Origin of the sequence: Sinimarinibacterium flocculans (assembly GCF_003201205.1) — a bacterium.
GTDB classification, from domain to species: Bacteria; Pseudomonadota; Gammaproteobacteria; order Nevskiales; family Nevskiaceae; genus Solimonas; species Solimonas flocculans.
The window spans coordinates 202,220-215,722 of record NZ_QICN01000002.1 but is presented as its reverse complement, the minus strand read 5'-3'; the positions used below and the strand labels follow the sequence as shown (position 1 = coordinate 215,722).

General features: G+C 68.1%; 14 protein-coding genes. 10 read left to right on the top strand and 4 right to left on the bottom strand.

Features of this window, described 5'->3' with window-relative positions; genetic code table 11:
- Positions 1-4: 4 nt before the first annotated feature.
- The 4 genes from mrdA to C8D93_RS04690 form a co-directional block, all read right to left on the bottom strand.
- Positions 5-1,951 carry a penicillin-binding protein 2 gene (gene mrdA / locus C8D93_RS04705; protein ID WP_110264011.1) on the bottom strand — a complete coding sequence of 649 codons (1,947 nt, stop codon included), beginning with the start codon at positions 1,949-1,951 and terminating at the stop codon, positions 5-7.
- Between the two features lie 22 nt (positions 1,952-1,973).
- Positions 1,974-2,459 carry a rod shape-determining protein MreD gene (gene mreD, locus C8D93_RS04700; protein ID WP_110264010.1) on the bottom strand — a complete coding sequence of 162 codons (486 nt, stop codon included), beginning with the start codon at positions 2,457-2,459 and terminating at the stop codon, positions 1,974-1,976.
- Positions 2,456-3,361: a rod shape-determining protein MreC gene (gene mreC / locus C8D93_RS04695; RefSeq protein WP_170123904.1), complete on the bottom strand. Its 906-nt coding sequence runs from the start codon at positions 3,359-3,361 to the stop codon at positions 2,456-2,458. Before mreC ends, mreD begins: the two co-directional genes overlap by 4 nt.
- A 102-nt stretch (positions 3,362-3,463) precedes the next feature.
- On the bottom strand, positions 3,464-4,501 hold the full coding sequence (locus C8D93_RS04690; protein ID WP_110264008.1) for a rod shape-determining protein: 1,038 nt from the start codon (positions 4,499-4,501) through the stop codon (positions 3,464-3,466).
- Positions 4,502-4,752: 251 nt separating this feature from the next.
- Here C8D93_RS04690 and gatC point away from each other — a divergent pair, with 251 nt between their 5' ends.
- The 10 genes from gatC (at position 4,753) to C8D93_RS04640 (ending at position 13,496) form a co-directional block, all read left to right on the top strand.
- The gene (gene gatC, locus C8D93_RS04685) at positions 4,753-5,040 is read left to right on the top strand and encodes an Asp-tRNA(Asn)/Glu-tRNA(Gln) amidotransferase subunit GatC (RefSeq protein WP_110264007.1); all 288 of its coding nucleotides are present in this window, start codon (positions 4,753-4,755) and stop codon (positions 5,038-5,040) included.
- 2 nt (positions 5,041-5,042) lie between these two features.
- A complete protein-coding gene (gene gatA / locus C8D93_RS04680; protein WP_110264006.1) occupies positions 5,043-6,500 on the top strand; it encodes an Asp-tRNA(Asn)/Glu-tRNA(Gln) amidotransferase subunit GatA in 1,458 nt (485 codons plus the stop codon).
- The gene (gene gatB, locus C8D93_RS04675; RefSeq protein ID WP_110264005.1) at positions 6,500-7,972 is read left to right on the top strand and encodes an Asp-tRNA(Asn)/Glu-tRNA(Gln) amidotransferase subunit GatB; all 1,473 of its coding nucleotides are present in this window, start codon (positions 6,500-6,502) and stop codon (positions 7,970-7,972) included. The genes gatA and gatB overlap by 1 nt, the downstream gene beginning before the upstream one ends.
- Before the next feature lie 31 nt (positions 7,973-8,003).
- Positions 8,004-8,870 carry an Hsp33 family molecular chaperone HslO gene (gene hslO / locus C8D93_RS04670; protein WP_110264004.1) on the top strand — a complete coding sequence of 289 codons (867 nt, stop codon included), beginning with the start codon at positions 8,004-8,006 and terminating at the stop codon, positions 8,868-8,870.
- Between the two features lie 55 nt (positions 8,871-8,925).
- Positions 8,926-9,945 (top strand): DNA polymerase III subunit delta, encoded by a 1,020-nt coding sequence (gene holA, locus C8D93_RS04665; protein ID WP_110264003.1) that lies wholly within the window; start codon positions 8,926-8,928, stop codon positions 9,943-9,945.
- The gene (locus tag C8D93_RS04660) at positions 9,942-11,240 is read left to right on the top strand and encodes a glutamate-5-semialdehyde dehydrogenase (RefSeq protein ID WP_110264002.1); all 1,299 of its coding nucleotides are present in this window, start codon (positions 9,942-9,944) and stop codon (positions 11,238-11,240) included. Before holA ends, C8D93_RS04660 begins: the two co-directional genes overlap by 4 nt.
- 107 nt (positions 11,241-11,347) lie before the next feature.
- The gene (gene nadD / locus C8D93_RS04655; RefSeq protein ID WP_110264001.1) at positions 11,348-12,013 is read left to right on the top strand and encodes a nicotinate-nucleotide adenylyltransferase; all 666 of its coding nucleotides are present in this window, start codon (positions 11,348-11,350) and stop codon (positions 12,011-12,013) included.
- On the top strand, positions 11,997-12,551 hold the full coding sequence (gene rsfS / locus C8D93_RS21335; RefSeq protein WP_211307206.1) for a ribosome silencing factor: 555 nt from the start codon (positions 11,997-11,999) through the stop codon (positions 12,549-12,551). Before nadD ends, rsfS begins: the two co-directional genes overlap by 17 nt.
- Positions 12,552-12,570: 19 nt before the next feature.
- Positions 12,571-13,041: a 23S rRNA (pseudouridine(1915)-N(3))-methyltransferase RlmH gene (gene rlmH, locus C8D93_RS04645; protein WP_110264000.1), complete on the top strand. Its 471-nt coding sequence runs from the start codon at positions 12,571-12,573 to the stop codon at positions 13,039-13,041.
- Positions 13,042-13,190: 149 nt separating this feature from the next.
- Positions 13,191-13,496 (top strand): hypothetical protein, encoded by a 306-nt coding sequence (locus tag C8D93_RS04640; protein WP_146216507.1) that lies wholly within the window; start codon positions 13,191-13,193, stop codon positions 13,494-13,496.
- Positions 13,497-13,503 lie beyond the last annotated feature (7 nt).

Below are 13,503 nucleotides of genomic sequence, written 5' to 3'. Positions count from 1 at the left end.
GTGATCACGGCGTCGGTCTCGGTGTGGCCCGCGGCGCGGGGCGTTCGGGGGGCGGGGGCACGATGGCCGGGGCGCCGGTGAACTGCACTTCGCCGAGCAGGTACTGGTCCATGACCATGCGTGCGATCGGCGCGGCCACGGCACTGCCGCCGCCGGCATGCTCGGCGATCACCGCGATGGCGATGCGCGGCTCCTCCACCGGGGCGAAGGCGATGAACAGGGCGTGGTCGCGCAGATGCACGGGCGTTTCCGCGAGCGTCGGCGCGCGCAGCTCGTCCTGGCGCAGCGAGGCGACCTGCGCCGTGCCGGTCTTCGACGCGATGCGGTACGGCGCGCCCTGACCGATGCGGTAGGCCGTTCCCGAAGGCGAATGCGTGACTTCCTCCATCGCGGAGATCACCGTGGCCCAGTGGCGGTTGTCCTTCAGTTCGATACGCTGCAGCGGTTCTGGTTCAATCGCCACGCGCTCGCGGGTGATCGGGTCCTCGTAGCTGCGCAGCACGTGCGGCCGGTAGCCGCCGCCGCGCATGGCGATGCGCGCCGTCATCTGCGCGAGCTGCACCGGCGTGGTCAGCGTGAAACCCTGGCCGATGCCGACGTTCAGGGTTTCGCCCGGATACCAGCTTTCGCGGCGCGCCACCTGCTTCCATTCGCGCGACGGGAACAGGCCGCCTTTCTCCAGCGGCACGTCGAGCCCGGTGGGCGCCCCCAGGCCGAAACCGGTCATCGCCGCATGGATGCGATCGATCCCCAGGTTCAGGGCAAGCTGGTAGAAGTAGATGTCGCAGGAGCGCATCACGCCCATTGCCATGTCGACCCAGCCGTGACCGCTGCGCTTCCAGCAGCGGTACTTGCGCGTGGAGCCCGGCAAGGACATCTGGCCGCCGCAGAACTCGCGGTGCGCCGGTTCGGCGGCACCGTACTCGAGGCCGGCGAGGGCCATCGCCGGCTTGACCGTCGAACCGGGCGGATAGGTGCCCTGCAGGGCGCGGTTGTAGAGCGGGCGCTGGGGGTTGTCGAGCAGCGTCTTGTAGTCCGCACTGCTGATGCCTTCGATGAAGTAGTGCGGGTCGTAGCCGGGCTTGCTGACCAGGGCGATGACCTCGCCGCTGGCGGGGTCGATCGCGACGATTGCGCCCGTGAGCGGGCCCAGCGCACGCTCCGCGACCAGTTGCACGCGGGCGTCCAGCGACAGGATCAGGTTGCGCCCCGGATAGCCGCGTCGGTAGTCGAGTTCGCGCAGCGGCCGTCCGAAGGCATTGGCCTCGATGATCTTGGCGCCCGGCTCGCCGCGCAGCAGGTCCTCGCGACTCTTCTCGACGCCGACCTTGCCGATCTGGTTGATGCCGCGATAGGCCGCCTCGTCGACCTGCTGCAGCTCCTGTTCGGTGATGCCGCCGACGTAGCCGACGATGTGCGCACCGCTCGCCGCCAGCGGATAGTTGCGCGACAGGCCGGCGGTGACCTCGACGCCCGGAAACTCGTGCCGGCGGATCTCATAGCGCGCCACCTCTTCCATCGACAGGTTCGAGCGCAGCGGCACGCCGCGGTAGCGCGGCGTCTTGCCGACGCGGTCGTGGAAGCGTTCGAGGTCGGTCTCGCCGATGTCGATGATCGCCGCGAGACGTTGCAGCGTCTGCGGCATGTCCGCGACCTGCTCGGGGGTGATCTCCAGCACGAACGCCGGCTGGTTCTGCGCCAGCACGACGCCGTTGCGGTCGTAGATCAGTCCGCGTACCGGCGCGACCGGCACCACGCGCATGCGGTTCTCGTCGGCCCGCGTCGAGAAGTAGCCGTGCTGTCGAAGCTGCAGGTCGACGAGGCGCGCGACCAGCAGGCCGACGCCGGCCACCAGCAGCAGCACCGCGAACAGGCTGCGGCTGAAGAACGCATTGCGTTCGTCGTGGACGTTCTTCAGCGCGTCGCGCCGGCGTGGAGGACCGAGAATCATCGGCCCGCGCTCCGGACGCCGCTCATTCGTCCTCCGGCGGCTGGCGCAGGGCTTCCATCACGCTGAACAGCAGCGGCCAGAACAGGGTGGTCGACAGCACCGGCAGCCAGCGCAGCCAGGCATCGGCCTGGTGCCGGGTGGCGCCGTCGACCCAGAACATCAGGAAGCTGTACAGCGCCCACGCCGGAATCAATGCGAAGGTGGCCTGCCACAGCGGAAACAGGATGAAGATGCCGCGCAGGCGTTCGACGATGTAGACCACGATCACGAGGCCGAGGGCGTGCTGGCCCAGGGGGCTGCCGAACAGCACGTCGAGCGCGATGCCGGCGACGAAAGCCGGCAGCAGGGTCGAGATGCGCGACTCGCGCAGCGCCCAGTACGCCAGCACCAGCGGCACCCACAGCGGTCGCGCCGCGGCGAGGATGTCCGGCAGGCGCACGAGCTGGAACACGATGGCCAGCAGCAGGCTCGCGGTGAAACCGAGCAGCAGGTTGCGGGTGCTGGTCATGGTGCCGACGGCGGAGTCGCCGCCTCGTCGTCCGCGGCGCCGTCGACGTCGCCGCCGACCAGGTAGCTTTCGCTCCACACCAGCAGTGCCTGGCGGCCCTGGTTGAGACGCGCCGCGGGCGAGGCGTAGGCCTCCATGAAGTGCTCGCCGGCCAAGTGCTTGAGTTCGTAGACGGTGCCCACCGGATAGCCGGCGGGGAAGCGCCCGCCCAGTGCCGACGAGACCAGCAGGTCGCCGACCTGGATGTCAGCATTGCTGGGCAGGAACGGCAGGCGCAGGCCGAGCTCGCCGGCGCCGATGGCGATGGTCTGCATGCCGGTGCGGTTCACCTCGACCGGGATGCCATGGTTCGGGTCGGTGATCAGCAGTGCCCGCGAGCGCTGATGCCCGGTATCGACGATCTGGCCGAGGACGCCGGAGGCGTCGACCACGGCCTGGCCGCGATAGACCGCGTCGCGCGTGCCCTTGTTGAGGGTGATCTGGCTGCGATACGGGTCCTGGCTGATGGCCACGATCTCGGCGATCAGGACCTCGTCCTCGATGCGCTCAGCCGAGGCCAGCAGCTCGCGGATGCGGCGGTTCTCGGCCTCCAGCGCGTTCATCTTCTGCAGCCGCGTTTCGAGCAGCAGCTGCTTCTGGCGCAGCTCGCGGTTCTCGCGCTCCAGCGTTTCGCGGGTGTCGAGATTCTCCGCGGCCGACAGGACGTGGCCGGGCAGCGACGCCATCCAGACCAGCGGCGTGAGCATGAACGACAGGGTGCTGCGTACGTTGCGCAGGGAATCGCCGCGCGTGTCGTTGAAGATCAGCGCCAGCGAGATCAACGCCAGCAGCGCGGTGCGGAGTCCAAGGCCCGGCCCGCGCGGGAACAGGGGGCGGCGGTAGGACTCGGGCAGCGTGTTCAAGTGGTCAAGCGCTTCGCAGGCTGCGGGCGGCGGACATCGGTTGTCCGCTAGGGTACGGGTTCCAACGCCGGCTGCAAGGGGCAGCCGGCCGTCAGGGCCACATCAGTCGAGGCTGTAGAAGTCCGACTGGCGGTCGAGCATGTCGAGCACCATGCCGCCGCCGCGGGCGACGCAGGTCAGCGGGTCGTCGGCGATGATCACCGGCAGGCCGGTCTCCTCGGAGATCAGCTTGTCTAGGTCGCGCAGCAGCGCGCCGCCGCCGGTCAGCACGATGCCGCGCTCGGCCACGTCCGAGCCGAGTTCCGGCGGCGTGCGCTCCAGCGCCTGCTTGACTGCCTTGACGATGCCCGACAGCGGTTCCTGCAGCGCGTCGAGGATCTCGTTGGAGTTCATCGTGAAGTTGCGCGGCACGCCGGCGGCCAGGTGGCGGCCGACGACGTCGATCTCCTGCACCTCGTGGCCGGGGAAGGCGGTGCCGATCTGGATCTTGATGCGCTCGGCGGTGGCCTCGCCGATCAGCATGTTGTACTGGCGGCGCACGTACGAAACGATGGACTCGTCGAACTTGTCGCCGCCGATGCGCACCGACTCGGCATAGACGATGCCGTTGAGCGAGATCACCGCGACTTCCGAGGTGCCGCCGCCGATGTCGACGACCATCGAGCCGCGGGCCTCGCCGATCGGGATGCCGGCGCCCAGCGCGGCGGCGATCGGCTCCTCGATGACCCAGACCTTGCGTGCGCCGGCGTTTTCCACCGACTCGCGGATCGCGCGGCGTTCCACCTGGGTGGAGCCGTAGGGCACGCAGACGACCACGCGGGTCATCGGCCGCATCATCCGCCCCTTCTGCACCTTGCGGATGAAGTGCTGCAGCATCTTCTCGGTGACGGTGTAGTCGGCGATGACGCCGTCGCGCAGCGGGCGCACCGTCGTGATGTTCGTCGGCGTGCGGCCGAGCATCTGCTTGGCCTCGATGCCGACCGCCTCGACCTTCTTCGCGCCGCGCGAGTCCATGCGGATCGCGACCACCGAGGGTTCGTTCAGGACGATCCCTTCATCGCGGACGTAGACGAGGGTGTTCGCGGTGCCCAGATCGATGGACAGGTCGTTGACAAACAGACGGCGGACGGCGTCGAACATCGCTTCTGGCCTGATGGGAAGTCAGTAATAGTGGGAATCGTGGACCCATAAAATAATTGCCCGCCGGGTCCAGCGGGCAGCACGCTTCCAGCGGCCTGCTAGAATTGTGCATCCGCACATCTTAAACGATTTTCCGGCCTGAACAGCCCCGAATCGGGGCGGTCCGGCTCACCGGATGGCGGGCGCCGTCAGCGGCCAGGGGTCGCTGCCGAACGGGCCGTACCCCTACGACTTCACGCAGAACGCCGACAATGAGTCTTTCCATCGAACAAGTCCGGCAGGTCGCGCAGCTCGCGCGGCTGGCCCTGCAACCCGAACAGGCCGAGCGTTACGCCGGCCAGCTGTCCGCCATTCTCGACATGGTCGACCAGCTCTCGCAGGCGCAGACCGATGATGTCGCGCCGATGGCCCATCCGCTGGACATGCACCAGCGCCTGCGCCCGGACGCGGTCGCCGAAACCGACCGTCGCGAGGCTTTCCAGGCGATCGCTCCGGCCGTCGAGAACGGCCTCTACCTCGTTCCTAAGGTGATCGAGTGAGCATGCACAGGCAGTCGATCAAGGCGCTGGGCGAAGGACTGCGCGCGAAGAAGTTCTCCTCCCGCGAGCTGACGCAGCAGTACCTGCAGCGCATCGAGGCGCTCGATCCGCAGCTCAACAGCTACATCAGCGTGACGGCCGAACAGGCGCTCGCGCAGGCCGACGCGGCCGACACGCGGCTGGCCCGCGGCGAGGGCGGCCCGCTGACCGGCATCCCGCTGGCCCAGAAGGACATCTTCTGCACGCAGGGGGTCAAGACCAGTTGCGGCTCGAAGATGCTCGACAACTTCGTCGCGCCGTACGACGCGACGATCGTCGGCAAGCTGCATGCCGATGCCGGCATGGTCATGCTCGGCAAGTGCAACATGGACGAGTTCGCCATGGGCTCGTCGAACGAGACCTCGTGGTACGGCCCGGTGAAGAATCCCTGGGACACCACGCGGGTGCCCGGCGGCTCGTCGGGCGGTTCGGTCGCAGCGGTGGCGGCCGGACTGGCGCCTGCGGCGACCGCCACCGACACCGGCGGCTCGATCCGCCAGCCGGCGGCCCTGACCAATCTCACCGGCATCAAGCCGACTTACGGTCGCGTCTCGCGCTACGGGATGATCGCGTTCGCGTCGAGCCTCGACCAGGCCGGCGTCGTGGCCCGCTCGGCCGAGGATGCCGCCTATGTGCTGCAGGCGATGTCCGGCTTCGATCCGCTCGATTCCACCAGCATCGACCGCCCGGTCGGTGACCTGGTCACGGGCCTCGGCCAGTCGATCAAGGGCCTGCGCATCGGCCTGCCCAGGGAGTACTTCGCCGAAGGGCTGGCGGATGCGGTGCGCAGCCGCGTCATGGATGCGGTCAAGGTCCTCGAGGCGCAGGGCGCGGTGATTTCCGAGATCTCCCTGCCCAACTCGCCGCTGTCGGTGCCGACCTACTACGTCGTCGCCCCGGCCGAGGCGAGTTCGAATCTCGCGCGCTACGACGGCGTGCGCTACGGCCACCGCGCGGCCGACGCGAAGAACCTCGAGGACCTGTACAAGCGCTCGCGCGCCGAGGGCTTCGGGCCGGAGGTGCAGCGTCGCATCATGGTCGGCACCTACGTGCTCAGCCACGGTTACTACGATGCCTACTATCTGAAGGCGCAGAAGGTCCGCAAGCTGATCTACGACGACTTCCGCCGCGCTTTCGAATCGGTGGACCTGGTGCTGGGGCCGACGACCACCGATGTCGCATTCGCGCTCGGCGCGAAGACCGACGATCCGGTGTCGATGTATCTCAACGACATCTACACCATCGCCGCCAACCTCGCCGGCATCCCGGCGCTGTCGCTGTCCTGCGGCTTCGTCGACGGGCTGCCGGTGGGGCTGCAACTGATGGGCAACTACTTCGACGAGGCGCGCCTGCTCAATGCGGCGCACCAGTATCAGCAGGCGACGGACTGGCACATGCAGGCGCCGAAGGGGTTCGAGTGATGGATCGTCAGGAGTGGGAAGCCGTCATCGGACTGGAGGTGCACTGCCAGCTGCTGACGAAGTCGAAGATCTTCTCCGGCGCGGCGACCGCCTACGGCGCCGCCCCGAACACCCAGGCCGATGCGGTCACGCTGGGCCTGCCCGGCGTGCTGCCGGTGCTCAACGGCACGGCCCTGGAGATGGCGGTGAAGTTCGGTCTGGCCGTGGATGCGCAGATCGCCGAGCGCTGCGTCTTCGCGCGCAAGCACTACTTCTATCCGGATCTGCCGAAGGGCTACCAGATCTCGCAGTACGAGCTGCCGATCGTCTACCAAGGCCACCTCGACATCGAGCTGTCGAATGGCAAGGACGCGGAGCCGACGGTCAAGCGCATCGGCATCACCCGGGCGCACATGGAGGAGGATGCCGGCAAGTCGTTGCACGAAGGCTTCGTCGGCATCACCGGCATCGACCTGAACCGTGCGGGCACACCGCTGATCGAGATCGTCTCCGAGCCGGACATCCGTTCCGCCGCCGAGGCGGTGGCGTATCTCAAGAAGCTGCATCAGCTGGTCGTCTATCTGGGCATCTGCGACGGCAACATGCAGGAGGGCTCGTTCCGCTGCGACGCCAACGTTTCGGTGCGCCGCAAGGGCGAGACGAAGTTCGGCACGCGCACCGAGACCAAGAACGTCAACTCCTTCCGCTTCGTCGAGAAGGCGATCGAGTACGAGATCGAGCGCCAGATCGACGTCATCGAGTCGGGTGGCCGCATCGTCCAGGAAACGCGGCTGTTCAATCCGGACACCGGCGAGACGCGCGCGATGCGCACCAAGGAAGACGCGAACGACTACCGCTACTTCCCGGACCCCGACCTGCTGCCGGTCGTGGTCACGACGGATGACCGCGAGCGCATCCGCGCGACGATGCCCGAGTTGCCCGAAGCCAAGAAGCAGCGCTTCACGACGCAGTACGGCCTGTCGAAGTACGACGCCACCGTGCTCACCGGCGAGGCGGCGCTGGCGGACTACTACGAATCGGTCGTGAAGCTTTCCGGTGCCGACGCCAAGCTCTGTGCGAACTGGGTCAGCGGCGATCTGCTCGGCGCGCTGAACAAGCTCGGCCGCGACATCGGCGACTCGCCGGTGACGGCACCGATGCTCGCCGGCATGGTCGCGCGCATCGCCGACAAGACCATCTCCGGCAAGATCGCCAAGGACGTGTTCGAGGCGATGCTGGGCGGCGAGGCGCAGGGGGACGATGCCGCCGATGCGATCATCAAGGCCAAGGGACTGGTCCAGATCACCGACGAGGGCCCCGTGCTCGCCGCGATCGACGAGGTCATGGCGAAGAATCCGCAGCAGCTCGCCGACTACCGCGGTGGCAAGGACAAGCTGTTCGGCTTCTTCGTCGGTCAGGTCATGCGCGCCACGCAGGGCAAGGCGAATCCCGATCTGGTCAACAAGCTGCTGAAGGACAAGCTCGCGCCGTAGGCGGGCCCCGGTCCGTGCGCCACTCTCCACGATGAATCAGCTGACGGAATTCCTGTTCCCTGACCTGGGGGCGCGCGGCGCAATCGTCGAGTTCGACGAGGGCATCGACGCGATGCTCGGTTCGCGGCCCTATCCGCCCGATGTGCGCCGGCTGGTCGGCCAAACCGTGGCGGCGATGCCCCTGCTCGCCGCGAACACCAAGTTCCGCGGTCGCATGAGCCTGCAGTTCCAGGGCAAGGGTGACCTGAAGATGCTGGTGGCGCAGATCGAGGCCGACCTGCAGGTGCGGGGCATGGCCAAGTGCGCGGAGCAGGCGGCAGGCGACTTTGCGGCGCTGATGGGTGACGGCCTGCTCGGACTGCTGCTCGAGCCCGAGCGCGGCGACCAGAACTACCAGGCGATGGTCGCGATCCAGGGCGGCAGTCTGGCGGCGGCACTGGAGCACTACTACGCCAGCTCCGAGCAGATCCCGTCGTGCATGCGCCTGGCGGCTGCGGACGGACGCATCCGCGGCATCGTGCTGCAGCGCCTGCCGCTCGGCGAGAAGCACAGCAGCGAACGGAACTGGGAGCATCTGTGCGCCCTGTTCGCCACGCTCGGCGAGGCCGAACTGGCGCGCACCGATGCCGCCACGGTCTTGCGGCGGCTGTTTCATGCCGAGACCCTGCGCCTGTTCGAGCCGCAGGCGGTCACGCTGAGCTGCCGCTGCAACCGCGACAGCATCAGCGCGATGCTGCTGTCGCTGGGCGAGGACGAACTCGAGGAGCATCTGCAGGAGCACGGTCGCGTCGACGTGACCTGCGAGTTCTGCGGGCGCGACTATCCGTTCACCGGCGACGACGTGCGTGCCCTGATGATGCAGGCGCGGACCCAGCCGTCGAACGCGACGCGGCACTGAAGTCCGCATCCGGCCGGCCTAGAATGGCCCGGTCGATTCCGACCCGGTTCGTTCCGTGCAGCTCAAGCCTCCACAATTGTCGTCGCATCTGGCGTCGAAGCTGGCGCCGGTCTATCTGGTGGCCGGCGACGAACCGCTGCTGATCCAGGAGGCGCTGGACGCGATCCGCGCCAAGGCCCGCGCCGAGGGTTACAGCGAGCGCGAGGTGCTCGACGTCGAGCGCGGCTTCGACTGGCAGCGGCTGGCCGACACCTGCGCCAGCCTGTCGCTGTTCGCCAGTCGCCGCATCGTCGAAGTGCGGATGGCGGCCGGACCGGACGATGCCGGTCGCAAGATGCTGCAGCAGCTCGCCAGGGCGTTGCCGCCCGACGTGCTGCTGCTGGTCGTCTGCGGCGCGCTCGATGCGCGTGCGCGCGACGCGGCCTGGTTCAAGGCGCTCGATGCGGTGGGCGTGAGCCTCTACGTCTGGGCGGTCAAGGGACGCGAGTTCAGCGGCTGGCTCGAGACGCGCTTGCGCGACGCCGGCGTACGCGTCGACGCCGAGGCGGTGCGCCTGCTCGCCGAGCGGACCGAGGGCAACCTGCTCGCGGCCGCGCAGGACGTGGCCAAGCTGGCGCTGCTATACCCGAATCGTCACGTCGGCGTCGACGAACTGGCGCAGGCAGTGGCCGACAGCTCCCGCTTCGAGGCCTTCGACCTCAACGACCGGGTGCTCGACGGCGACGCGGCCGGTGCCGTGCGCAGTCTCGCGCGCCTGCGCGAGGAAGGTGCGGCGCCGCTGGAGATCCTGGGCGCGCTGATGTGGAGCCTGCGCCAGCTGATCCGGGCGACGCTGGTCTATGCGCGCACGCGCGATGCCGCGGCAGCCTGCGACAGCGCCGGCATCCGCCGCTTCCAGCAGGCGCGTTACGCGCGTGCGCTGACGCGCATGCGTCCGGGCGAGACCATGGGCTGGCTGCGCCGCGCCGCGCGCATCGACCGGCTGGTCAAGACCGGCCAGGAATCTGCCGCCTGGGAAGAATTGCTAACATTGATTCTTGCCGCCAGCGGGGCGGCGCCCCAGACCATTCGATGAGTCCCCCCCCTTCCGCACAGAAGGCAGCCAAGTCCAGAAACGACGGCGTTGCCGCCTACATGCACGAGCGCGGCGAGAAGGCGCGTGCCGCGGCGCGCGTCATGGCGCGTGCCGAAACCGGCACCAAGAACGCGGCGCTGTTCGCGCTGTCGCAGATCCTGATCGACGAGGCGTCCGAGATCCAGGCGGCCAATGCCGCCGACCTGCGCGACGGCCGCTCGGCGAAGCTCGACGAGGCGATGCTCGATCGCCTCGAACTCAACGCGGACCGCATCCGCGCGATGGCCGAAGGCGTGCGCCAGATCGCGAACCTGCCGGACCCGATCGGCGAACTCGGCGATCTCAAGCAGCGCCCGTCGGGAATCCAGGTCGGCCGCATGCGCGTGCCGCTGGGCGTCGTCGGCATCATCTACGAATCTCGGCCGAACGTGACCGCCGACGCTGCGGCGCTGTGCCTGAAGTCCGGCAATGCCGCAATCCTGCGCGGAGGCTCCGAGGCACTGCGCTCGAACCTGGCGATCGCACGCTGCATCGAACGGGCCCTGACCGACGCCGGCCTGCCGCGCGACGGCGTGCAGGTGCTCGACATCACCGACCGGCGCACGGTCACCGAGCTGGTGTCGATGCCGCAGTACGTCGACGTGGTCATCCCGCGCGGCGGCAAGGGACTCGTCGCCGCGGTGTCGGAAGCGGCGCGCGTGCCGGTGATCAAGCATCTCGACGGCGTCTGCCACGTCTACATCGACGGCGAAGCCGATGTCGACAAGGCCATGGCGATCGCCGTCAACGCCAAGACCCAGCGCTACGGCACCTGCAACACGATGGAAACCCTGCTCGTCGATCAGGCGATCGCCGAACGGGTGCTGCCGGAGCTGGGCCGCATCTACCTCGAAGCCGGTGTCGAGATCCGCGGCTGCGCGGCGACGCGCAAGCTGATCGGCGAAGCGGTGCCGGCCACGGACGAAGACTGGCGTGCCGAGTATCTGGCCCCGATCCTCGCCATCCGCGTGCTCGACGGGCTCGATGCGGCCATCGAGCACATCGCTACCTACGGTTCGCAGCATACCGACGCCATCGTCAGCGAGAACTACAGCCGCATCCGTCGCTTCCTGCGCGAGGTCGACTCGAGTTCGGTGATGGTCAACGCGTCGACGCGCTTCGCCGACGGATACGAATACGGCCTAGGCGCCGAGATCGGCATCAGCACCGACAAGTTCCATGCGCGTGGCCCGGTGGGACTCGAAGGCCTGACCACGCTCAAGTGGATCGTGCTGGGCGACGGACACGTGCGGTGAAGCAGGTTCCAGTCGACAGTTTCCTGTTTCCAGTCGAACAGAAGATGATGTGTGCCGTTCCGGAAACCGGAAACCGGAAACTGGAAACTCGTCAGCGGCCCTAGCCAATGCCCAGGGCCATTGGCGTCTTCGGCGGTGCCTTCGCCCCTTTCCACAACGGCCACCTGCGCCTCGCAATCGAGGCGCGCGATGCGCTGGGCCTGCAACAGGTCCGCCTGATTCCGACGGCACACCCGCCGCACCGGCCCGACTCCCGGGTCTCGGCAGCGCGGCGACTGGAATGGCTGCGCCTTGCCGTGCGCCGCGAACGCGGCCTCGTTCCGGACGACCGCGAGCTGCTGCGCGACGGCCCGTCCTTCACGATCGAGACGCTGATCGAGCTGCGTGAACAGTTTCCGCAGGCTGCACTGGTGCTGCTGATGGGTGCCGACGCCTTCCGTCACCTCCACACCTGGCGGCGTTGGGAGGAACTCCTCGAATACGGGCACATTGCCGTGTTTTCACGGCCGGGCGCCGCGCCGGAGGCGTCTGTCGAAACCCGCAGCGTCCTGTCACGGCGACGCGCGCCCGACATCGAGGCGCTGCTGGCCTCGACCGCCGGGCGCTGGCTCGCCTTCGAGCCGCCGATGCTCGACATCTCGTCGACGCGTATCCGCCGGTTGCTGCGCCAGGGGCGCTCGGTGCGCGGGCTGGTTCCCGATGCGATACTCAATGCCATGACCCCCGCCGACCGTTCGGCACTGACACAGGATGACGATGCCACGACCCACTAGCCTCAGCCCCCTGACGAAGCTCGCCATCGGCGCGCTCGAAGATCTCAAGGGCCAGGACATCAAGCTGCTCGACGTACGCAAGCTGACCACGGTCACCGACACGATGGTGATCTGCACCGGCACGTCGAATCGCCATGTTTCCTCGCTGGCACAGAACGTGGCGGAAGTCTCGAAGAAAGCCGGCTTCCGGCCGATGGGCGTCGAAGGCAAGGACACCGGCGAATGGGTGCTGGTGGATCTCGGCGACGTCGTCGTCCACGTCATGCAGTCGCAGGCGCGGGCGCACTACCAGCTCGAGAAGCTGTGGGCCGTCGACGAAGAACCGGTCGCCGTCACGACGATCAAGAGCAAGCCGGCCAAGAGCAAGACAACCAAGGCCAAGGCGACGAAGAAGACCGCTGCGGGCAAGGCCGTGAAGAAGACGGCAAAGAAGGCCACGAAGAAGGCAGCAAAGAAGGCGGCGCCCAGACCCTCCGCGAAACCGAAGGCCGCGAAGAAGGCGAGCGCCGGAAAGAAGACGGCGGCCCGACGCGGCTGAGCGGGCGCAGGCTCGCGCCATGCGCATCCTGCTGCTCGCCGTCGGTACGCGCATGCCCGGGTGGGTGGAAACCGCCTATGCCGACTACTCGGTGCGCCTGCCGCACGAGTGCCGGCTCGAACTGGTCGAGATCGCCGCGCTGCCGCGCGGCAAGAACGCGGATCTGGCGCGCATCAAGCAGCAGGAAGGCGAGCGCCTGCTCAAGGCGGTGCCGCGCGACAGCCTGGTCATCGCCCTCGACGAGCGCGGCCGCGAGGCCGACAGTGCAGCCTGGGCGCAATCGCTCGCCGGCTGGATGCAGTCGGGTCGCGATACCTGTCTGCTGGTCGGCGGGCCGGACGGACATTCGCCGGAGGTGCTGGCCCGGGCCGAACAGCGCTGGAGCCTGTCGAGGCTGACGCTGCCGCACCCGCTGGTGCGTGTGCTGGTTGCCGAGCAACTGTTCCGCGCCTGGAGCCAGCTCGCGAATCACCCCTACCACCGCGCCTGAAGCTGTCCGCCGACTGTCCGGCGGCCTGTCCGGACAAGGCCGCCCGGTCGTGTCCGCTCAGTAAAATCTTTACAAATCAAATGATTGCAACGGTGCCGTTGTTGGCACGCGCTTCGCGTTACCGGGAACACGTTTCGCCGGAGTCCGCCGTGAACCTCTGCACCAGTGTTGCCGCCTTCATCCTCGCGGGGCTGTTCTGCAACCCCGCCCATGCCATCGGCGCCGCCGATGCCGGTCCGATGATTGCCGAGCAGGGCAATGCGGCGCTGCAGTCGATCCGTTCCGACATGGCGGACACGCTCAGCCGGCAACTGCGCGACCAAGTCGATCTGTGTCATCTCGCGGTGGAGCCGGCGACGCGCACGGCCGCCGCTTCCGTCGTCGGTCGCATCGAGGTGGCGCGCCCGGCCGACGCGATCCAGGCCCCGCACTGCGCATCGCGGCGCGAAGTCTGAGCGTCGG